The sequence below is a fragment of the Enterobacter sp. N18-03635 genome, from assembly GCF_004006055.1.
Classification (GTDB): Bacteria; Pseudomonadota; Gammaproteobacteria; order Enterobacterales; family Enterobacteriaceae; genus Enterobacter; species Enterobacter vonholyi.
On sequence record NZ_CP034769.1, the window covers coordinates 2,656,990 to 2,678,595 of the forward strand.

Genomic DNA, 21,606 nt, shown 5'->3' on the forward strand with positions numbered 1-21,606 from the left:
AAAACAAGATTCTTTCGTAACTTTTCCACTGTCATTCATTTTACTCCTGAATTTTAATAACACATTCGAAAAAAACAGATTACCTCCTGACACCGATGGTAATAGCATAACCTTAGCAAAATAATACGGGATATTAAGTAAAAACCCACCCAGCCATTTTTATTTAATATTTTACTGCCATATATTGAACAACTGTTTCCATACCTCCTGTTCCTCATGAGTAGGGACTCTATAATCTTGAGTCTTTCGCCTATATTCCATAAAACATGAGTCTATAGCTCGAATAGCCACCATTTTTTCTTTTCGACAATCATCTAAAATAGATTGCATATCCTGCAAACAATTAGAATCAAGAATATATTTTTGAAAAAACAGCTCCAGGAAATCTAACACTTCATTATAAGATTGTAAATTTATCATGGTTCCTCTGGCAGAATATCAATCTTGTCGAAATTAATAACTCTATTTTCAGCATGCAGCTGTTGAACATTACCTTGGCCGTATTCAGGGTATGCCTTAGTAAACGGTTCAAGTGGCGCTCCTGGTCTATCGCCGAACATTCTCGGGGTTCGCACTTGCGGAACACCATTTTCATATAATTGAAGCGTATCAAACTCAGCTCTAAGACGTCCATCACTCCATGATTTATCCAAAGGATCAAGTGGATTCAATTTATCTGCTCCTTTGATCTGGAATGCATCTCTTACTGTGCGGCCGGAGTCTAATTTATCAAAACCAAAATAAGTGACTGGTGCGGATTTGGATTCAAATGTTTTAGGCACCCATACATTAATAGTACCGTCATCCTCAAGATACCTCATATAGCGATAGGCTGTAGAAGGCATTGTAGCGCTTGGCCCCGCTGGACCGACGTAGAAATCAGGTTTCGTTTTACCGCTACACTCACGACTCAACCCCCACGGATCCACCCACCCCAGCGCATTCGGCGCATACTGGTAAAGGTTTATCCCCCCCGCCAGCCCTATCGGGTCCTGCTGCGTAAACCTTCCGCAGTCCGGGTCGTAATACCGGAACAGATTGTAGTGCAGCCCTGTCTCACGGTCCAGGTATTGCCCCTGCATGCGCAGGTTCTGGGAATATCCTGATGCCTGCGTCTCGCTTTCACGCAGCAGCTTACCCCAGGCGCTGTTCACTCCTTCCCAGCGCACCTGCCCTTCGACATCCGTCATACGCTCCGGCGTGCCGTTCGGCTGGCAGTGGAACCAGAAAATCTCCGGCGCTTCCACACCGTCAATACGCGCCAGCGGGTCGTAGCTGTCCTGGTCGCTGTAGACGTAGGTCAGCGGCACATCTCCGTGCACCTCCTGCAGCAGGCGGAACCCTTCCCAGACAAACCGGGTGGTGACCGGCTTGCCGGTTGGCTGTCCGCCCAGCATCTGGCGTCGCGTTTTACTGATGCGTCGCCCGAGCGGATCGTAGCGGAAGCTGACCTGCGTCTGCGGCTTGTTGCGATCCCGCGGCTGGCTGATGACTTCCGTCAGGCGATGTTCGCCGTCGTAGCGGTAGTGCCAGCGCGTCTGGCCGTTATCCTTCTCCACGGTGCGGCCGTGGATATCATACCGCCAGCGAATGCCGTTCAGCTGCGTCAGGCGGTTGTGCGTGACCTTCTCAGCAGATCCTTCCAGCGGGTTACCGGCAGCATCCCAGCGCCACTGCTCCTGGCCGGGCAGCGTGCCGTCCTGAACGAGCAGGCGCCCGGCGCTGTCGTACTGCCAGCGGTACCAGTTGAACGGGTTATCGTCCCGCTCTTCCCGCACCAGGTTATTGCGATAGTCGTAGTCCCAGCGGCGGGACCAGCGGCGCGGCGACGGACGCTGGGCATTACCGGTAAAGACGTCCCGGCGATGCAGTCGGCCAAGACGATCGTATTCGCTGCGGGTGGTCAGCAGCCCCTGGGTGCGGCCGGTCTCCCGGTGGAGTTCGTCGCGGGTAAAGTCGGAGACCGACAGCTTATCGAGAGCAATGCTGAGCAGATGCCCGCTGCCGTAGTAAAACTGCTTGAGCTCGCGACCATCGGGCAGCGTGACGGAGGTGCGGTTGCCCAGCGTGTCATACTCCCACGCCAGCTCGCCGTGCTCGCCCGCTTCGCGCGTCACGCGACCGAGCGCGTCATACTCAAAGGCAAGCTCCTGCTCTGCCTCGGTGGTCCACGCGTCGGCTGCAAGTGCAGGATGCAGCCCAATCCGGCTTAAAAGCCCGGACGGCGTGTAGTGGTAGCGGGTCTGCCCCTCCGGCGTGGTGCGGGCGACCAGCTGGCCGCTCGCGCTCCAGGCGAAGGCGTGGGTGATGGCCTCCGGATGACCGGCGGCAAAGGTGCGCGCAATCGTGCGCCCGCAGGCATCATAGCGATACTGCGAGGCCACGCCATCGAGCCCCACCTCTTCCAGCAGCAGCGAGTCTGGCCCCCAGCGGAACTGATACGCTTCGCCGTTCTCGTTTTCCATGGCAATCAGACGCCCGCGGCTGTCCCAGCGGCGGCGCACCTCTTCACCCTGAGTATTACGGGTGGCGGTTAAGCGCCCCGCCTCGTCGTATCTGAACTCACTTTCTTTCCCGTCGGCGCCCGCATGCTTCACCGGCAGACCGCGTTCGTTCCATTTGAGCGATTCCGTCCAGCCTTCCGGGCGATCGAGCTGCACCGGACGCCCTGCGGCGTCGTAGCGGTAGCGCGTCTCTTCCCCGTCGGCGCCAGTCTCAGCCTCCAGCCAGCCTAGCGGATGATAGCGATAGCGGGTAATACGCCCGGAACAGTCGGTCGAACGTACGATCTGCCCGGCCTCGTTGTACTCCTGGTAGCGGCTGTTTCCGGCGGCATCGACCTCTTCAACGACCTGACCGAACTCGTCCCGGCGCAGCTGCGTCGTCTGCCCCATCGGGTCCACCACGCGCTTGAGCCCGTGATGTTCGTCGTACCAGAACCGGGTGGCGCTGCCGTCGGCTTCAATAATGGCCGCAGGAAGCGCGCGGTGCTCCAGCCAGGTGGTGGTGCGGGTATTGCCGTCGGCGTCGATCTCCTGAACCCGGTTGCCCATTTCGTCGTAGACGAAGGTAACGGCATTGCCGAGCGGATCGATGCGGCGCGTCAGAAGCTCGTTCTCGTCCCACTCGTAGCGCCAGTTTTCACCGCGCTCGTCAACGTAGCGGACGATCAGATTCTGCGCGTTCCAGTAGTGGCGGCGCGTCTGGCCGTCGTAGTGCTCGACGGTCGTCAGCCCGGCGGCTAAATCGTAGCTAAAGCGGCACCCGTCGCCGGTGCTGGTGCGGTTTTCCACCACGCGCCAGTGGTCGAATTTTTGCCACCGGTATTCGCTCTCCAGACCGCCCGGCATCCGGTGCCAGACCATCAGGCCGTGGTCGTTGTAACGGTATTCACGCGTCACCACGCCGGAGGCATCCGTCGCGCTCGCCAGCTGGCCGCGCGCGTCGTAGCCCCACTGCATCAGCGGCCAGGTCTGGTTGCCGTCGAAATGGCTAGCTGCGGTCACGCGCTGCGGGAAACGTTCATCTTCATAGCGCAGGGTGACGTCGATTGCCCGTGGCTCGTCGTGAATACCAGTCAGCCTGCCGTGCTCGTCCCACTCCGTCAGCAGCGCGTTGCCGTATTCGTCGCTGAGGGAGGCCAGACGCAGGATGGAGGGGTTCGCCCGGGTTGGTTTATACAGACGCCACACCGCGCCGTCATCGTCAGCAATCGCCACGTCGCCGCTCTCGTTGCGGCGGATAATAATGCCTTCGCTGATGCTGTAAAATGCCCGGTTAACCGGCGGCAGCTCGAAGCTCAGCTCGCGCCCGGTTTCGTCGAACCAGGTCGCGTTGTCTTCTTCCAGCGCCAGGTAGCTGTCAAAAGTGGTTGCCCAGCCCAGACCAAACAGCCCTTCGCGGGTGGTCAGGCTGTTGTAGCTGCGCTGCCAGCGAAGCGGGAAGCGCCCCGGCAGCGAGAAGTCGAGTTCGTCGTCGTCGTTCAGCACCTTCACGCCGGTAGCGGCGTGAACCGGGTGCGAGGAGCCGAACACGGCGTTGACCGCCATATCGGCCAGCATCCCGCCGCCGGCCGCGGCCAGCGCGCAGGGCATGTTTTTCAGGATCTTGCCCGGACGCCCGCGCAGCAGGGAGAGCGCAATCATCCCCAGCGCCAGACCCGGCGTTTTACCGCTTTTGATATCGCGAACCGTGAGCGTATCCCCGCCGATGATTACGTTCGGGGAAACATCGTCGGACACGGTACCTTCGCAGGTGGTGCGATCTTTCGCACGCACCGCGGGCTGCCCGTTGATGAAGACGCTTTTAGAGCCTTCCGCCAGATACTGCGGCCCGGAGTGCTTTTCGCACGCCACCTTGTCTTCTTCCAGCGGCGAGGTTCCGGCAGCGGCAGAGGCCACGCTCGGCTGCCACATTTCGCTGCCAAACTGTCCGGCGGCAGAAAGCAGCATGCCCGCGTAATCGGCAAAGCTGCCCGGCGACTGCGGCTCAGGTGAAGGAGTATCTGCGGGCGTCAGCGTGCCCGCCGCGCGTGCGGCGGGGATTGCGTTGGTGAGAACGTTACTGGAACCGGTCGTGATTTTACCCGCAGGCGACGGCGGGAAAAGCGCATTACCTAACTCCTCAGCGGCGTTGCTGATATCGTCGGTGATCCCCGCGACGTTCGCCAGCACGCCGCCAATGATGCCGCTTAACAGACAGCTGGATCCAATTGCTGCCACGCCTGCAGCTGCTGCCCCCGCCCCCAGCAATGGCGCCGCTACGGTTGCTGCTGCGCCTACCGCCGCGCCGATCACCGCATAGGCGGCACCTTCCGCCACAATGCTGGTGATGTCAGCAAAAATGCTGGAGTGAATAATCTCGTCGCCCTTACGGGCCGCGTTGTTATCGCTCATGCCTTACACATTCCGGTTGTCGTTTAGCGTCAGACTCTGCTTAAGCGCGCTCCAGCGCACCTCGTCCTCTTCGGTAAAGGCTCTGAGTGCCGAGAGGGTAAAAATCATCAATACCGGTTTGCCCGGCGTCTGCACGGCCAGCTGTTTTTGCCACAGGCGCTGCCCGTTACGGTCAAACGTGGTCTCAACTTCCAGCCCGTTAATGTTGCCGTCAGGCCCGGCCTTTACGTTCCTAAATTCGCTCTGGGCGATCTCACCCATCTGAGGACGCAGTACATCCCACTGGCGGTGGAACTCATGTTCATAGTCGCTGCCATCGGGGATCACGCCGCGGCTGACCACCACGGACAGCCCGCTTTCGTCATCGCGAATAATGTTCATGCTGTTATCCTGCCAGGCAGCAGGAAAAAGGGAAAACGAACCTTCCTGGAGGGTGTATTTCATAAGTGAACTCGGGATGATTGATATTGAGAGAAACAAGAAGGCCAATCCATGCTGGCCTTTTGGCTGGCTGTATAGTTATTTAAGCCACTGGCCTGACTGCTCGACTAAAACATGGTTGCCTTTGCTGACAACCAGATTCACGGGGGCGTACGTCACGGTATAAGCGACCTCGCCATTCTTGTACGTTGAGCCGATTATTTTACCTGCGGAGTCGCGTAACGTTTTTCCCTTTAAGGAGATCGTACTGTTATCGCTTTTTCGCACGCCGAGATAGACCATCTCGTCACATTCGCTCTCAAAATGACCGCACCTGTTTATCAAAGAAATAGCGAACTTTTCGGTATCCAGTTTTCTGGTTTCAGCGTGATGAACCGAAGCGGCTTTACGTAACGTATAGCGCTGTGGAGCATAATCATTTCCTTTTTGAGGAGGCGTTACCAGACGCCATTCCATTTCACTCCCCTTTATTTCCAGAACAGCCCGTCCGCCTGCGCCGCCAAACGATGAGTTAAACGCTACGCTGGCACGATTGCCAGCGATGGTACCGCTAAGATTACGCTCATCATTTTCCGGGCAATCTATGCGGTTGCCTCTCCGGGATATATAGCAATAAGAACCGGTGATGCGGTTGCCTGATTCAGCTAACCGCAGGGTTAACGTCGAGTCGTCGCCAGCTCCGCCTGCCCAAACCCCGTCAAACGCAGGTCTCGACTGGCTGTTCGTTGCAAACTGCATCGTATTGAACCTGGCGGCCCATTGCTGGATATCAGCATTAATACCCGGGCTATTATCAGAGGATTGGTAATGGATTACGTCCGACTCCGGAACCACCCAGGCCGCGAAGATTTTGCCGCCAGGATTGATAACCAGCGCTGAGGCATTCTCCTGGTAGAGATCCTCTAGCCAGCCCTCAACAAACAATCCTCCACCTGTGGTGGTATGCGGTTCGCCGAAGACGTCAAAGTTATCAATAAAGGTCTGGTAATGATTTCCCAGCAGCGTCCTGAGATTGTCTGTCACTTCACTGTCGTTAAGGATGCGACCTACCGTATCGAGCTTATTATATTGCGATAATTCAAGTGCCGATGACGTTTCAACGACGCCTGTCAATAAAGCCGTGAACAATGCGACTGCCAGATATTTTTTGGTCATAAATTATTCTTGAGAATCATTGTTGTAATTCATCGTTATTTTTATAACGTTGCCGCCTTTTATCTCAAAAGAGAGCAATTCTTTATCCAATTCGTAGGTAATCCACTGCTCCCCCGCATCATTGTCGACCTGACCGGTACCGTATGCGCTGTTCAGTTCCTTTCTCGTTGAACCCACATGGACACCACGCGGCGTTGCGAATTCTTCGGCAGTCAGCGTAATCTGCGACACGATATAATCATCAACGCTTCGTTCAGCTTTATCCCACCAGAGATTGGAAGTGAATATCTCTACTCCAGCGTTTTGATGCTGAAAGAATTTATATTGGACTCCATCAAAAAGAACCTCACCGGTAAAACTGCCTTCCACCGGCACGCCAATTTTACGGGCAATATCAGGCGTCCATCTGTCGCCCAATGCGACAGGCTGGTCTTTGATCTGCACAGAAAAATCCCGTTTTGTCAGAACGGGAGGCATCACCTGAGCCAAAACCACATTGCTGCCGAGACAGGTAAACATCAGGGCAGAAAAAAGAAATGTCGGCGTGTGTTTTTTCACGTTAATCGTCATTTATTGAATGTGTATTGCAATTATTATCCAGAAGAAACCGCCAGGACATGAGTGCAGTATTTCTTAGTCTGCGCTAATGACGACTGAACCCAGACAGTGAGGATTTTTCACGGTGAAGCTGAAGCTCACCTTTTGTCCATTCATATCTTTTAGGGCTGTATAGCTGGTCACTTCGTTCTCCGAACGGCCGCGCGGATAATCAGTTAACCTCAGCTGCGGATAGTGCTTTTTAACGGTATCAAGCGTTATGCATTGACCTGAGGAGGGTGAAAAGTTCAGTAAAGGCGCCATGCCGTCGTTATCTTTGCTTAAACGTAACTCAATTGTGGTTATGTTCGTTCCATCCGCCAGTTTGATATCATCGGCATTGTAGAAATTGATATATTCATTTTGCCTGGTCATCTTAAACGATAACGGCGCGTTACTAAGGGTTGTAACGGATAACGTCTTAAGCGATGCACTCATCCCGGAAATAAACATCCAAAGATCCTTTTTCTGCGCATCTCCTCCAGCCATTCCCGTCGTTAGTAACGCGATAAGCACCGCACCTGCCTTACTCATCTTTGGCCGTAAATTTTGCCTGCACCGCCGCATCAATATCCCCTTTATGCCCTGACCCCGGCGCCGTTGTGCCCGGCTTGGTGCCAGAGGTATTCAGATGCAGCTTACCGCCCGTGGTGATATAACCATCCCCTTCCACGAAGAAGTTAAACTCTTTGCCGATCAGGTTAATCTTGCCGTTAGCGTTCAGCTCAATGGCGCTCTCACCGGAGACCAGCCGCAGCTTCGTCCCGGAAGCAATGACGTACTGCTCCACCGCCGCATCCAGCTTGCCTTTCCCCGTCAGGATCTCGGTTCCACCTTTCACGGCCTGGGTTTGGTTCGCTTCCACGCGGTGCAGTTCATTTTTCTTCACGTAATGGCTGCGCGCCCCGCCGACGCTGTGCGTTTCATCGTTTTTAACGCTGGTGTCCATGTTGCGCTCGGCCTGGATCCACACCTGCTCTGCGCCCGCTTTATCCTCAAACCGCAGGGCGTTGGCGTTGTCCACGGAACCGTCTTTCGTGCGGCTCATAAAGCCCATCTGCGTCGCCGCAGCCGGTAGCGCCCACGGCGGCATGCTCGCGTCGTTGTACACGCGACCGGTAATGATCGGACGGTCCGGGTCGCCGTTGATGAAGTCCACCACCACCTCGTCGCCGACGCGCGGGATCTGCACCCCGCCGTAGCCCTGGCCCGCCCACGCGCTCGACACGCGCACCCAGCAGGAGCTGGTGTCATCGCCCTTCGCCAGGCGGTCCCAGTGGAACTTCACCTTCACCCGACCGTATTTGTCCGTCCAGATGCTCTCGCCCTTCGGCCCCACCACTTTTGCGGTCTGCGGACCGTAGGTGCGCGGCCACGCCGTGGCCTGCGCCGGACGGTAGACCACCGCCGACGGGATGACCGTGAAATCGGTGCGGTGAATAGTTTCACCCTCGCCGCTGGCGTAGCGGTTCTCTTCGAGGTGGTAACCCGCCGCCGTGACCAGATACTCACCGTTGTCGCTGAAGAACGGCGCGTTTGTTAACGTGAAGGTGTGCCCGGGCGCAATCCCCGCCGCCGTGGCGGTGGCCTGAATCTGCTGATGCTCCACCTGCCAGCGCTCCTGACGGATACGGGCATAGAACTCCCCGTGCCCCTTGTCAACAAAGCGTCCCGGCCAGTCGTACACGTCAATGCTGCCCGGCTTCGGCGACGCCGGGTTCTGCTGGGCCTGGAACAGCCACGCGTTCGGCTTGCGGAAGTCATAGTCGTCGAGGCTGTAAATCCCCGGCGTCACGCTGTCCTCCAGCGCCCACTGGCTGATGCCCTCTTCGTCCGTACTGCCGCCCGACGGCGTCTGGTGGTAAGGAATGACCTCATAGCCGCTGAACGGCTGATGCTGCGTGGCGGCATCGGTCAGCACCAGGGTGTGTTTGTCCGCCTCATGGCGGAAGTGATAGGCAATCCCCTCCAGCTCCATCAGGCGGCTGATGAAGTCCAGGCTCGACTCCTGATACTGCACGCAGTAGTCCCACACCCGGTAGCTGCCGGTGAGTTTATCCTCAACGTTGACCTGATGCTCACCCAGCAGGGTTTTCACAATCTGCGGCACCGTCTGGCCCTGGAAAATACGCAGGTTACGGTCGCGCTTCATCGGCCACAGGTCCGGCTCCACCGTCAGCTGGTACACCGCATAGCGGGTACCCGTCAGCTCGACGGCGCTGACCGCCACGCGGGTAATTTTGCCGTTAACATAGCGGGACGTCAGCAGGTTCTGCGTCGGGATGGTCACCGTGACCGGCTGGCCCAGCAGCTTACTGCGGTCAATGCGCGCGTCCGTGCCGAGCACGGTCAGCGTCAGCGCGAACGACTCGGACATCGCCTCGCGGCCCGTCAGTTTCCAGAACAGAAGCCCCTCCACCGGGAGCTGAACGGTAATTCGGTTGAGCATAATCTTTATTCCATCTAGCTTATGCGATTCAGAAAAGAGGTTCGCATCTGTGACTGAGCGTAATTCTACGGATTCACCAGCCAGGTGCCCGGCCTGGTGATATCCAGCGTCTGGCCACGCGTTCTTCCGTTGCCCTGCAGTTCAATCTTCACCTCACCGGCCGGCAGCTTGAGCGACGCATAACCGTTGGTCGCTGGACGGAGCGCTTTTTGCTCGCCGTTCACTTTCAGCGTTTCGCCATCGAGGATGCGGATATAGACCAACGCAATCGGGCTCTCGACAGGCGGTGGCGTCTGCTGTGCCGTCACCTGCTCGCTCACCTTCGCCGTTTCCGGCTTCACGTCTGGCGTGTTCGCGACGGTTTCGGTTGGACGCGTCTCGCCCGGTGTCTGTGCAGCCTGCTCAGGGGCATCGTTACCGCCGCTGAACAGCATCGCCCCGGCGATAACCCCTACCAGCACGCCTGCGGCAACCATGCCCGGGATCTTGTAGCGGCGCCAGTCGAGCAGCGAAGCCGGTTTCTCGTCTTCAACCGGAACCAGCATCGTGCCGGGCTTTTTCGCCGTCAGCACGTCGTTGATCCCGGCGACCGGCATCTCTATCAGCGCGGCGAACTCGTCGATTGACTGCGGACGATCCTCCATGTGCAGCGCCAGCGCACGGTCGATGGCCTGCAGCAGCGGAATGGAATAGCCCTGCGGCATGATTTCCACCAGCGGTTTGCAGGTATCCTGAATAGAGCGCACCACGCTGACCGGCGGCGGAGAACCCACAATCAGCGTACGCAGCACCGCGCCAAGGGCGTAAATGTCCGTCCACGGGCCCTGCTCGCTTTCGTTGTCGTCGGTGTACTGCTCGATCGGCGCAAAGCCCGGGCGCAGCATGGTTTCCGTTTCGTCGGAGAGATTACCGATGGTGCGGCGCGCGGAGCCGAAATCAAGCAGCACCGGCAGGCCGTTATCCTGGATCTGAATGTTATCCAGAGAGATGTCGCGGTGCAGGTAGCCTTCGTTGTGGATAGTCTTAATCGCGCCAAACAGCATCGGCAGCGTGCGGCGGATCCAGGCTTCGTTAATCAGCTCCGGCTTTTGTTCGCGCAGGCGCGAAAGCGTGGTGCCGCTGTAAAACAGCGTCCCCATGTAGGCCGTGTCGTTTTGCACCCAGAAGCGCAGGACGTGCAGCAGGTTCGGGTGGTTAAAGCGCGCCAGCAGACGGGCTTCCTGAATGAAGCTGTTCAGGCCTGCGGAAAACGCTTTGCCAAAGCGCTCGCTGCGCAGCACCAGGGTCATGTCGTCGCCGCGCACGGCGAGCGAGGAAGGCATAAATTCTTTGATAGCGATAGTGCGTTCGAGCTGGTGATCCCACGCGCGATAGACAATGCCAAAACCGCCGCCGCCGATCACCTCTTTGATTTCAAACTCGTTGAAGCGGTACCCGACCGGGAGCGCGTTTGGGACAGTCCGATTGTTATCATTATCCGTCATCTTTTACAGTTCTCTTGATGATTATTACGCGGCAAACTGACAGTGAAACTCGCCCTGCTCGCAGGTGACGTGCAGACGTCGGTACTGCTCGTCGCTGCGGCTGGCGGTAAGTAAGATCTGGCTCATCTGAGGCAGCAGAGTGTTGGTCAGAATAGCGTCCACCATGCGTCCCCCGGACTCCACCTCGGTACAGCGCTGAACGATCTGTTCCACCACGCTGTCGTCAAACTCAGAAATTATGCTGTGATTCTCTTCCAGACGACGCTGAATGCGCTTGAGCTGCAGGCGAACAATCTGCCCCAGCATCTCGTCGCTGAGCGGGTAGTAAGGCACTACCAGCAGGCGGCCCAGCAGCGCCGGAGGGAAGACCTCCAGCAGCGGCTGGCGCAGCGCGCCGCTTAACGCCTCAGGCTCCGGCATCAGGTCCGGATCGGCGCACATGGCGCTAATCAGCTCGGTGCCGACGTTGGACGTCAGAATAATTATGGTATTGCGGAAATCGATGTGGCGTCCCTCGCCGTCTTCCATCCAGCCTTTATCAAACACCTGGAAGAAGATCTCGTGGACGTCCGGGTGCGCTTTTTCAATTTCGTCCAGCAGCACCACGCTGTAAGGACGGCGGCGCACGGCCTCGGTTAAAACGCCGCCTTCACCATACCCTACGTACCCCGGAGGCGCACCTTTTAAGGTGGAAACGGTGTGCGCTTCCTGGAACTCACTCATGTTGATGGTGATGACGTTCTGCTCGCCGCCGTAAAGGGATTCGGCGAGCGCCAGCGCGGTTTCAGTTTTACCGACGCCGGACGGTCCGCAGAGCATAAAGACACCCACCGGCTTGTTGGGATCGTCCAGCTTCGCCCGCGAGGTTTTCACGCGGCGGGCAATGAGATCCAGACCGTGACGCTGGCCGATAACGCGCTGGTTGAGCGTGTCTGCCAGGTTAAGCACCGCGTCGATCTCGTTTTTCACCATCCGGCCCAGCGGGATCCCGGTCCAGTCGGAGACCACCGCGGCGACCACGTTTTCATCTACAGCCGCAAACAGCAGCGGTTCATCGCCCTGAAGGGCGTTCAGCGCCTGCTGCTGCTCCGCCAGCTGGCTGCGCAGATCGGCGCTATCTTCATCACCCGCCGCGAACAGCGCCGCGCGCAGGCGAATAATTTCCTGCACCAGGCTGCGTTCTTCTTCCCAGCGCAGGGCCAGGGCTTCGCGTTTTGTTTCATACGCGTCGCGTTCTGCGCGTAACGTCGTCACGCGCTCGGCGTCACCGGCCCCCACGCGAGCTTCGCGTTCAGCAATCTCCATTTCCACGTCCAGCGCGGCAAGGTGGCGCAGGCAGTCTTCGAGCTGCGCAGGTGGCGCGCTCTGGCTGACCGCGACGCGGGCGCAGGCGGTGTCGAGCAGCGCAACGGCTTTGTCCGGCAGCTGACGCGCCGGGATGTAACGATGCGACAGCTTCACCGCCGCGCTGACCGCCTCGTCGAGCAGCAGGACCTGATGGTGCGTCTCCAGCGGCGACACGGTGCTGCGCAGCATCAGAATAGCTTTCGCTTCATCCGGCTCGTGCACCTGCACCGTCTGGAAACGACGGGTCAGCGCCGGGTCTTTCTCAATGTACTTTTTATATTCTGCCCAGGTAGTGGCCCCGATGGTGCGCAGCTGACCGCGCGCCAGGGCTGGCTTCAGCAGGTTCGCCGCATCGCCGGTCCCCTGCTGGCCGCCAGCGCCAATCAGGGTGTGGATCTCATCGATAAACAGAATAATCGGCGTGGCGCTGGACTGGACTTCGTTAATGAGCGCCTGCAGACGGGCTTCAAACTCGCCTTTCATGCCTGCGCCGGCCTGCAGCATGCCGATATCCAGCAGCCACAGCTGAATATTTTGCAGCGGCTCCGGGACGTCGCCGTCGGCGATGCGCAGCGCCAGCCCTTCAACAACGGCGGTTTTGCCGACCCCTGCTTCCCCGGTCAGCAGCGGGTTGTTCTGACGGCGACGCATCAGGATATCCACCATCTGGCGGATCTCCTCGTCGCGCCCGACAACCGGGTCAATCTTCCCTTCCCGGGCGCGGGCGGTCAGGTCCTGGCCATACTGGGCCAGCGTCCCCTGTGCAGCCGGTACCGCACCCGCCGGTGCGTCGACGGCGGCAGCGGCCTGCTGCGTCTCTTTGCTGTTGGCGCAGATGGTATCGAACTGCTCAATCAGCACCTCGACGTTAAGGCGGGTAAACTGCGCCGAAATGCTTTTCAGCACGTTGGCCAGGTTCCAGGTTTTCAGCATGCCGATCAGCAAATGGCCGCCGCGAATGCGGCTGACGCCAAACTTCAGCGAGCCGAAGACCCAGGCGCGCTCCACGGCGCTGTCGATATGCTCGGAGAGATCGGAAACTGAACTGGCGCCACGCGGAAGGACATCCAGCGCGGCCACGATATCGCGCGTCAGCTGCTGTTCGTCGAGGGCAAAGTGGCGGATGACCTGCTGCAGATCGCCATCCTGCTGCTGCATCAGCTGATGCAGCCAGTGCACCAGCTCAACGTACGGGTTACCGCGCAGCTTGCAGAACGCAGTGGCGCTTTCCAGAGAGGTAAATAACAGCGTATCCAGTTTGCCGAAAAGCACGGCACGGCTAATTTCTGACATGTTAGTTTCCATTAACAATGATTCGGTATACGGAAGGATTACCGCTCTGCGCGATACACCAGATCGCCACGCGGGACAGGATGCGGCTGAATGCCCAGCCAGGTGTTATAGCCTAATCGCCCATTGCTGCCGAGCGTGGTGCCCTGAACCGCGTCTTCACGCAGGATCACCCGCGTTTCCCATTCAAACTCCACCCCGGCGTACTGACGCACCCAGTCGCGCAGCTCGGTCACCCACGCTTCACCCGGCAGAAAGCGGTTGTACTCCTCCGCGCTCAGCGGGCCAATTTCGATGCGAAACTTATGCTGCACGTCGCGGACGGCGACGCCGAGAAAGGCCGATTCACCCATGCGCGGCATGCGGCGTCCTGCTCCCAGCTGCGCCTGCTCGCGCGTGGAGAGGGGCATCCACTGCGGCACGTTGCTGACCAGTTTGACCGGCGCGTTAAAATAGCTGCGCAGGATCTTCTCCAGCCCCTCGGGATCTCGCCCGTGGCGGGTCAGGTGCCCGGCGTGGGTAAAGCGCGCGTGCGAGCTCAGGCTGCCTTTGTTCATCTGCCCCGGCTGGCCCATGCCAATCAGCGACGCCAGATAGCCCTCAAAGCGCTTGTTATCGGCGCGATCCAGGGAGACGGTAGGCTGCGCATCCGCCCAGGCGCGGTAAAACAGCAGCGCAAGACGGTGATGGAACAGATCGGCAAACGCGCTGAGGCTGGTGTCCTGATGATGATAAATACGCTCGCGGGCGTACTCGGTCATATGGACCGGCAGCGGGCCGTTCGGGCCAAACAGGCCGAAGCTGAGGATAGACACCTCGTGCAGCCCGCTCTCTTCCCGCTGACGTACGTGGGCCAGCGTCGACGGCGCAAAGCTCATCGACGGCTGCTGGCCGATGCGCAGCGGTTCAAATTTCGGCAGCGGCGCGCGTCCCAGCGGGTAGCGCTCGCCGCCCTGGGCATCAATGCGCCTTAAAAGCTGAAACAGATCGTAGCGCCAGGGCGTCTCACGGACGCCGTGCCAGAACGCGTCCGGCAGCCTGGTCAGGCGATGCACGCGCAGCGGTGCAGTGGCAGCGTCACTCATATCAGCGCCCTTTTACCCATGCGCGGCGCCCAGTAGCCAATCTCGCCGCGCTGCTGACTTTTCAGGGTGAACTCGGTGAAGCTGTTGATAGAGACCAGACGGGCAAAGAGGCGCTCCATCACGCTGCCGAAGAGCCACGGGCTGGCGCCGGAAAAGGCTCGCTCATCCACCGTCAGCGTAATGCCGATCCCGCGGGCGAACACGACCGGACCGGGTTCAGGCACGCGGCGGTGAACCGGCTCCAGCACGCAGTGGCGAACGCCCTCCACCTGACGCGCAACGGGCGTTTCGGCCAGGTTGGCATAAAGCCCTAACAGCTGGCGCAGCGCGGCCGCCCCCTCTTCGTTTTCGCTGTCCATCAGGCTGAGGTAGTTCATCTGCAGCTGGCTGATAAGCCGCCAGGTGCTGAACCCTTCCGCCAGCGCCGGACGCGGCGGCGTCGGCCCTTTACGCAGGGTGAGGGATTTCACCGGCATGGAATCGGCCACAATGAACTGCCCGAGTTCCTGCTGCAGCATCAGCGGCAGGTCGCGGCTGGTGCAGAGCACCTCGGCAGAGATATAGCGCAGGTTTTCCTGCCAGGGGGCATGCTGTTCATCCACCAGCGAAACAAACACCTCCGAGCCGATATAGCCGGTACGGGTGCCGTAGCGCAGGGCGTGCTCGGACAGCACGCGCTGCTCGCGTCGCAGCGAAAAATAGGCTCCGTAGTTGCCCGCATCGCCGCTCCAGGTGCTCCAGAATGGACGAAACGTCTGGTCATCACGCTGACCGTCAGCGCTGCCATAAATTTTTTTGACCGCGTAAATTTCATAATCCAGCGGACGAATGTTATCGACCACCAGATGGTATTCATGCTGGCCTTCATTCAGCTTCTGACGCGCCGCGACCTTTGGAAACAGGTTGATGACCGGCGTACAGTGCAGCGCCAGATGGCTGGCATCGACCACGCGCTCCAGCTGTTCATCCGACTTATCCAGCAGAATGAAGATGTCGAAGGCTTTTTCGCCTTCACAGCGCTGGATCAGCGTGCTCAGACCGCTCAGGCTGATGAAGCGGAAGCGGGCCGGAAACGCAAAGTACTCCTGAAGCAGGCGATAGCCGTCAAAGTTGCGCAGATCGTCCGGCAGCAGCGCCTGGTCAGGATCAAAGCCCTCCTGGCGCAGCGCATCTGACGCCAGCAGCTGCCGCTGCGGCTGCGGGCTGACCGTCTGACAGACGATCCCGGCGTGGTGCTCCATCACCAGCTCCAGCAGCTTCAGCGCTTCAATATCCGGACCGCCGAGGAAAAATTCCAGGCGGTCGAAATCCAGGTGCCCGAGGTTTTGCGGGCCGTCGCAGGCAATGCGGATCCGCAGGGCGCTGCCGATCCCCCGCTGGCTCAGTCCCAGCTGCGCCAGCGGCAGATCGGCGGGGACGCCGCCCAGTTCGACCTTATCGATTTTCAGCGGCAGCAGATTGACCTCGTGCGCCGTGGTATAGCTGCAGGTCACGCCGGTTTTTTTCAGCGCCAGGCTGTCCATCATGGTGCCACGCGGGACAATAAAGCCTTTGCTCAGGTCGCCCCGGCTGCTGTCGGGCTCAATCTCCGCAATCGCCATCGACGGCGTGGGCGCGAGATAGTTAGGCGCGATCATCTCCAGCAGACGCTGGGAGAAGCGCGGAAACTCCGCGTCCATTTTCATCTGCACGCGGGAAGTCAGGAAGGCGAAGCCCTCCATCAGACGTTCGGTATACGGGTCCGCCACTTCGATGCCGCGCATGCCCAGCCGTCCGGCGACCTTCGGATAGCGTTCGGCAAACTCGGCCCCCATTTCGCGCAGATAGGCCAGCTCACGGTTGTAATATTCGAGCAGTTTACTTTCCATGATTACCCCGCATCCTTCAGTTCAAAATGGCCGTTTTCCAGATCGACATCGGTACGAAACAGAAACTCCAGCGGGTACGGCACGCACCATAAACGCCCTTTGATCTCGATGGAGAGCACGTTGTGCAGATCCAGCGAGGAGGTATCCGACACGCAGCGAACCTGCAGCCCCTGCGGCAAAATGCGCGGCTCAAAATTAATGATGGCCTCGGTGAGCTTGCGCTGAATATCGTGCCATTCGATGTCCGACATTCTTTTCCCGGCCAGCGGCGCGACGCCGAAGTTGACCACCGAGCGGTTCACGTGCGGCAAGGCGCTCAAATCGCCGGAGGCATCGTGGTTGATGGTGTTAAACAGCCACTGCAGATCGCGCAGGACGTTGCGGCGCAGGGCGGCGTGGGTGATCAGATTGCTGTTGGCCGACTCGCGCTTTTTTTCCGGGTCGTCATCGGTAAGGCGATCGAGCAGCGAGGGCTGCATTTTGTCGCGCGCCCCCACCTTCTCCTGCTTGCTGCGGGCTTGCCAGCCGCTGCGCAGCAGATCGCCTTCGCCAGCGGGATTACTCATCGGCTCCATCCGTCACAAACGTCACGAGGCTCAAGGACAGCAGCGGGCTTTCGCTTTGCTCGCTCAGCCAGGCTTTCTGGCCCCTGCCTTCGTAAAGGGTACCGTCTTCGTCGAGCGCCTGCCATTCGGTGGTGCGGCCTAATTTGACCGCATCAGCGGCATCGGCAGCAAAAGGATAACGCGCCGGGATCTGACACACCTGCTCCGTACCGTCGGTCAGGCGCACCAGCGCGTGACGCCAGACCAGATCGGTGACGCTGGCAGGCGCCTGGAAACGGATCTCCGCGATAGCGTTAAACGGCAGCCAGAAATAGCGGCCGTTCACTATGGTTTCGCAGACCGGGCCGAGACGGGCATCGCCGTCCATCAGCCAGTCAAAAGCCTGCGTCTCCTCGTTTTCGAGTGTGATGTGACCCGCAGTGGCCTGCGCCTGTTCAAGGGCTTCAAGACGCAGCGCATGCGCGCGCTCGCCGTCCTCGCTCAGCGCCGCGGCAAGAGTAGTCAGCCACGGCCACTGGGTTTCAGGCATGGCCGGTCGCGCCTGTCCCGCCATTACCTGCGCGCGCTGCTGCTCGCCCTGAATGGACTGCTCCAGCAGCGTGACGGTAGGTTTCGCCTGAGGCTTCAGCGCCAGCCAGCTTTTCAGCTGGGTCAGGGCGCGCGTCCAGTTGCCGCTGAGGGTTAAAAACTGCACAAACGCAGCGCGAAGGTCGGCATCCGCCGGACGAGCTTTGATTTCAGCTTCCAGACGCGCCAGCGCATCGTTGAGCGACTCGCCCGCCAGGTGTTGATAAAGCGTATTCATAGCCATTCCTTAATTCGCCGCGCGCCATGCGCCGACTGCCGGATCGCGCAGTTGAGGACGCAGGGTGTCAATCAGAACGATATTCAGCGGAGTACCCGGTGCGACCCAGGCGCTCCACGTTTTTTTCACCGCCGCGATACGCGCCTGCAGTTTTGCGTCATCGCTGGCGATTTCACGGGAAATCTCCACCGCTACGGTGCCGTTGCTCTTCCAGCTGTTCAGGCTGTTATCGTAAGGCAGGATCATCCAGCTCTGGTCGCTGTTTGGGGTGCTGAATACCATGCGCTCTTTGTTGACGGAGGTGATCAGCGCGTTTTCCGGGTCGGCGCTTTGATTTAGGCCGGTCACCGGGAAACCGTGGATGTACGTCACCGCCATCTCTTTCTGTCCGCCGTTGCGGGACTGCGAAACTACGGTGTGTCCGCTCAGCCAGCTGCCGTTGCCGCAGCGGGTGGTGTCAGAATCCGGAATAAAGAGCGCCGGAGCAGAGGCGCCCCCTTCCCAGAAGATGCGCAGGTGGCAGCCGTCCTGAAGCGTAAACTCCTGCCACGGCGTACGGTCGGCGGGAACGGTGCGGGAAGCCACATTTTGATCTGGCGGCATTAACGTGTCGCTGGCTGTGGCAGCGGTGACGGTTGCGGCAGGCGTGGCCTGCTCCTGTTTCACCACCAGCGCCCAGTCCTGCGCTTTGCCTGCGGTGCCCTGCGCCAGCGTGGTACCTGCCGGATCGTTGAGCGTCCAGCTGAGTTTATTCACTTTGCTGCACTGGTGTTCCAGCAGTGAGCCAAGACGCGGTACAAAGTTCTCCAGCACGGAGACGTCTTTCTTGCCGTTCGCCACAATGCGCAGCGCCACCTCAGGCTTACACCAGCTCTGCGGCGTGTTGTCTTTGATGTTGTCGATCCAGATATCCAGCTTCTGCGCAGGAGACTGCACGATGCGGAAATTTTCAGCCTGCGCGGTGGAGGTGACCGCCAGAAGTGCCAAACCCGATAGCCAAAGTTTCATATCGTTCCTTGTGTGTCTAATCAGTTCCGCAGGGAAGAAATTGTGCTGCGTCAGAGAGGGTGTGCAGCAAAGTGGTGTCCTGAGGGTTGCCCATCCATACCGCCAGGGCAGTATAGTTATCCTGAGCATTCCCCTCCTGCTCGCCATTCTTTTGAATGATTTGGTTCATTAAGGTGAGCCACTCCTGCGGCGTATTCACCATGTGCAGCGACTGCTTCATTTGCTCTTCGCTGACGCCGTGCCAGAATCCGTCGGTGCAGAGTAAGAATGCATCGCCGTCTTCAACCTGCACCACGTCGCTGTAGCTCGCTTCCGGCCCGCCGTTTTCAATCCCCAGCGCAAGATAGAGCAGGTTGCTGTTCAGGTTGTCGGTCTGGTGTCCGGCATCTTTCATCTGCTGCACCAGGCTGTGGTCGGTGGTCACATGCCACAGCCATCCCCGGCGGAACAGGTACAGGCGGCTGTCTCCGGCATGCGCCCAGTAGGCCAGGCCGTAATCACGGTCAATGAACAGACTGACCAGCGTCGTGCCCATCCGGCGATAATCCTGAACGGCCTGCTGCTCGCTGAGGATGGTGCGGTTCGCCGTCTGCACGTAGTCGCGGATGTGCTGCGCATTAAGATGTTTGTCGCCATCGAAGCGGGAGATAATGCTGTTGCGTGCCAGCTCTGCAGCTACCTCACCGCCCGGCAGGCCCGCGATGCCGTCGCAGACGACAAAGCAGGCTGAACGTTCCCCTATGGTTTCTCCCGTCTGATCCTGGTTGCTGGCGCGCGTCCCCTGGCGGGAGAGAGAAGCCGTTGCGATATTCATTTGTCTTCCGATCCGCTCTGTGAGTCTTTGTACTGATTCACCTCCATGTCGTACGCATGAAGGAAGGCCTCGCCGAACAGGGTGTGGAAGTCATCCTCAATCTCGCCCGCCGTCTCGCCATAGCTGCGAACAAAATAGTCCCACAGGGCGGCTTTGCGGCTGCCCGGCAGCGCCAGACGTGAGGTCATGCCGTTCTGCTTCGCCTGCTCTTCCAGCTGCTCCGGGTTAAAGGACTGCAGCATCGCGGCAATGATGGCGCGGATGCCGGAGATCATACCCAGCTGGTGCGCCTGCAGATCGATCAGCGCGTCGCGCACGGATTTGGTCGGCGGCATAAAGCCCGGCATCGGGGTGCCGAACATCTGGATCAGCACGGTTTTGCCGGTCGGCAACAGCTTGAACGGGTTGTTGGCATCGTCCAGCACCATGGTCATATCGGCTTTTACGCCGCGCTTGAGGATAGAGCGCGAGGAGAGCAGCGCCACGGTCCCCTGAGAGAACATACCGAGGATCTGTCCCAGCTGACGCATATTTTCACGGTCAAACTGCGGAACGGGCTGCATTTCGCTCAGCCCCATGCCTTCCAGCAGCGCCTCCAGAAGCTCGCCCTGCAGCACTTCGCCCTTCTCACCGCTGTTTGCCGTGGCGGCTGGCGAGGCGGCGTTATTGACCGGGTCGATGCGCAGACGGCCCTTAGGGGCCTGGGCACTGCTGCGCGCAACGGCCTGCGGCGTAGGCATGGTGAAGCCTGCGTAATCCGGTCGCGCGGGCTCTTCTTCAGCGCGCGGTTCTTCCTGCGGCTCAGGGGCGAACAGCGGAGAATCGGCCAGCACGTCCTCTTCCTGCTCAGGCTCCGGCACTGGCGCAGGCTTTTCGTCGACTATGTCATCCGGATGGGTTAACGGCGCGCCGCCCATCAGCCCGAGCGGGTCGTCATTACGCGCGGCTGGCGCGCTGGCCTTGCCGCCAAACAGGGCCAGCGGATCGAGCTCATCCGTCGCCTCGTCTTCTGGCTTAGCGGGGCTCGTCTCTCCCGGCGGCACCAGCGTTGACGGGGTGACGTCGTCAAAAATACTCTCTTTCTTGAACAACGCTTCGTCGCTGAACAGCGTTTCCGGGTCAACGTTCTTACGCTCAAGCTTTGGATCGCTGTCGTTGAACATCGCCAGCGGATCTTCAGCGTTACGCTCCGGGGCCGCTGGCTGGGAGAATGGATCGTGCGATGCAGCTGGCTGCGGTTTTGTACGGTTGCTGGAGATGCTGTCGGAGATGGAGAACTCCTGCATCAGGCTATCCCATATTTCCGTTGGCACGGCGGTCGGCTCGGCCTTCCCGCGCGGTGCGGTGCTCGCCGGCTTCGGGTGCGGAGCGGGCGCGGACGCGGCTGCCGGACGCGCCTGCTGATGCATGCTGGCCGCCATGCGGCTCACGGGCTGCGTATCGTGGATCAGTTCGGTCACTTCGATACGGTAGTCATCAATACCGAGAATGTCGCCATCCTGCAGCTCAACCTGACGCCCTCGCTCCAGCGGAATGTCATTTAATACCACGCGGGTGACGCTGCCACGGTTGGTCACGCGGCATTCGCCCTGGGCGTCAACGTGAACAATGGCCTGCAGACGAGAGATGGTGCGGTCATTGTCCGGCAACACCAGATTGTTATCCGTACCGCGCCCAATGGTGCCGCCCGGGGCGTAAAAATCACAGCTGCTTTGCGGCGGCTGATGACCGGGTTTTGTAGAAATAATCGTGAATCGCATGGCGTATTCCTGCTGGTATGATTAGCGCTCAAACGCTGCCGC

15 protein-coding genes are annotated in these 21,606 nt (G+C 59.3%); all 15 read right to left on the reverse strand.

Annotated features, from left to right (window positions below; genetic code table 11):
- Window positions 1-416 precede the first annotated feature (416 nt).
- Window positions 417-4,895: an RHS repeat-associated core domain-containing protein gene (locus ELK40_RS13430; RefSeq protein WP_127731353.1), complete on the reverse strand. Its 4,479-nt coding sequence runs from the start codon at window positions 4,893-4,895 to the stop codon at window positions 417-419.
- 3 nt (window positions 4,896-4,898) lie between these two features.
- Window positions 4,899-5,339: a DcrB-related protein gene (locus ELK40_RS13435; protein ID WP_127731355.1), complete on the reverse strand. Its 441-nt coding sequence runs from the start codon at window positions 5,337-5,339 to the stop codon at window positions 4,899-4,901.
- Between the two features lie 75 nt (window positions 5,340-5,414).
- Window positions 5,415-6,491, reverse strand: a complete 1,077-nt coding sequence (locus tag ELK40_RS13440; protein WP_127731357.1) for a hypothetical protein — start codon at window positions 6,489-6,491, stop codon at window positions 5,415-5,417.
- 3 nt (window positions 6,492-6,494) lie between these two features.
- A complete protein-coding gene (locus tag ELK40_RS13445; protein WP_115875504.1) occupies window positions 6,495-7,061 on the reverse strand; it encodes a hypothetical protein in 567 nt (188 codons plus the stop codon).
- Window positions 7,062-7,124: 63 nt separating this feature from the next.
- A complete protein-coding gene (locus ELK40_RS13450; RefSeq protein ID WP_244599387.1) occupies window positions 7,125-7,622 on the reverse strand; it encodes a hypothetical protein in 498 nt (165 codons plus the stop codon).
- A complete protein-coding gene (tssI, locus tag ELK40_RS13455; protein WP_127731359.1) occupies window positions 7,615-9,537 on the reverse strand; it encodes a type VI secretion system tip protein TssI/VgrG in 1,923 nt (640 codons plus the stop codon). Before tssI ends, ELK40_RS13450 begins: the two co-directional genes overlap by 8 nt.
- A 65-nt stretch (window positions 9,538-9,602) precedes the next feature.
- Window positions 9,603-11,021: a serine/threonine-protein kinase gene (locus ELK40_RS13460; RefSeq protein WP_127731361.1), complete on the reverse strand. Its 1,419-nt coding sequence runs from the start codon at window positions 11,019-11,021 to the stop codon at window positions 9,603-9,605.
- Window positions 11,022-11,045: 24 nt separating this feature from the next.
- Window positions 11,046-13,661 carry a type VI secretion system ATPase TssH gene (gene tssH / locus ELK40_RS13465; RefSeq protein ID WP_127731363.1) on the reverse strand — a complete coding sequence of 872 codons (2,616 nt, stop codon included), beginning with the start codon at window positions 13,659-13,661 and terminating at the stop codon, window positions 11,046-11,048.
- A 38-nt stretch (window positions 13,662-13,699) separates the two neighbouring features.
- Window positions 13,700-14,743: a type VI secretion system baseplate subunit TssG gene (gene tssG, locus ELK40_RS13470; protein ID WP_127731365.1), complete on the reverse strand. Its 1,044-nt coding sequence runs from the start codon at window positions 14,741-14,743 to the stop codon at window positions 13,700-13,702.
- Window positions 14,740-16,611: a type VI secretion system baseplate subunit TssF gene (gene tssF, locus ELK40_RS13475; RefSeq protein ID WP_127731367.1), complete on the reverse strand. Its 1,872-nt coding sequence runs from the start codon at window positions 16,609-16,611 to the stop codon at window positions 14,740-14,742. The genes tssG and tssF overlap by 4 nt, the downstream gene beginning before the upstream one ends.
- A 2-nt stretch (window positions 16,612-16,613) precedes the next feature.
- Entirely contained in the window at window positions 16,614-17,177 is a 564-nt protein-coding gene (gene tssE / locus ELK40_RS13480) for a type VI secretion system baseplate subunit TssE (RefSeq protein WP_111964760.1), read from the reverse strand.
- Entirely contained in the window at window positions 17,170-17,982 is an 813-nt protein-coding gene (locus ELK40_RS13485) for a type VI secretion system accessory protein TagJ (RefSeq protein WP_127731369.1), read from the reverse strand. The genes tssE and ELK40_RS13485 overlap by 8 nt, the downstream gene beginning before the upstream one ends.
- Window positions 17,983-17,991: 9 nt before the next feature.
- The gene (locus ELK40_RS13490) at window positions 17,992-18,990 is read right to left on the reverse strand and encodes a hypothetical protein (RefSeq protein ID WP_127731371.1); all 999 of its coding nucleotides are present in this window, start codon (window positions 18,988-18,990) and stop codon (window positions 17,992-17,994) included.
- Between the two features lie 16 nt (window positions 18,991-19,006).
- Window positions 19,007-19,804 (reverse strand): protein phosphatase 2C domain-containing protein, encoded by a 798-nt coding sequence (locus tag ELK40_RS13495; RefSeq protein WP_014884226.1) that lies wholly within the window; start codon window positions 19,802-19,804, stop codon window positions 19,007-19,009.
- Window positions 19,801-21,564 (reverse strand): type VI secretion system-associated FHA domain protein TagH, encoded by a 1,764-nt coding sequence (gene tagH / locus ELK40_RS13500; protein ID WP_127731373.1) that lies wholly within the window; start codon window positions 21,562-21,564, stop codon window positions 19,801-19,803. Before tagH ends, ELK40_RS13495 begins: the two co-directional genes overlap by 4 nt.
- Between the last annotated feature and the right edge of the window lie 42 nt (window positions 21,565-21,606).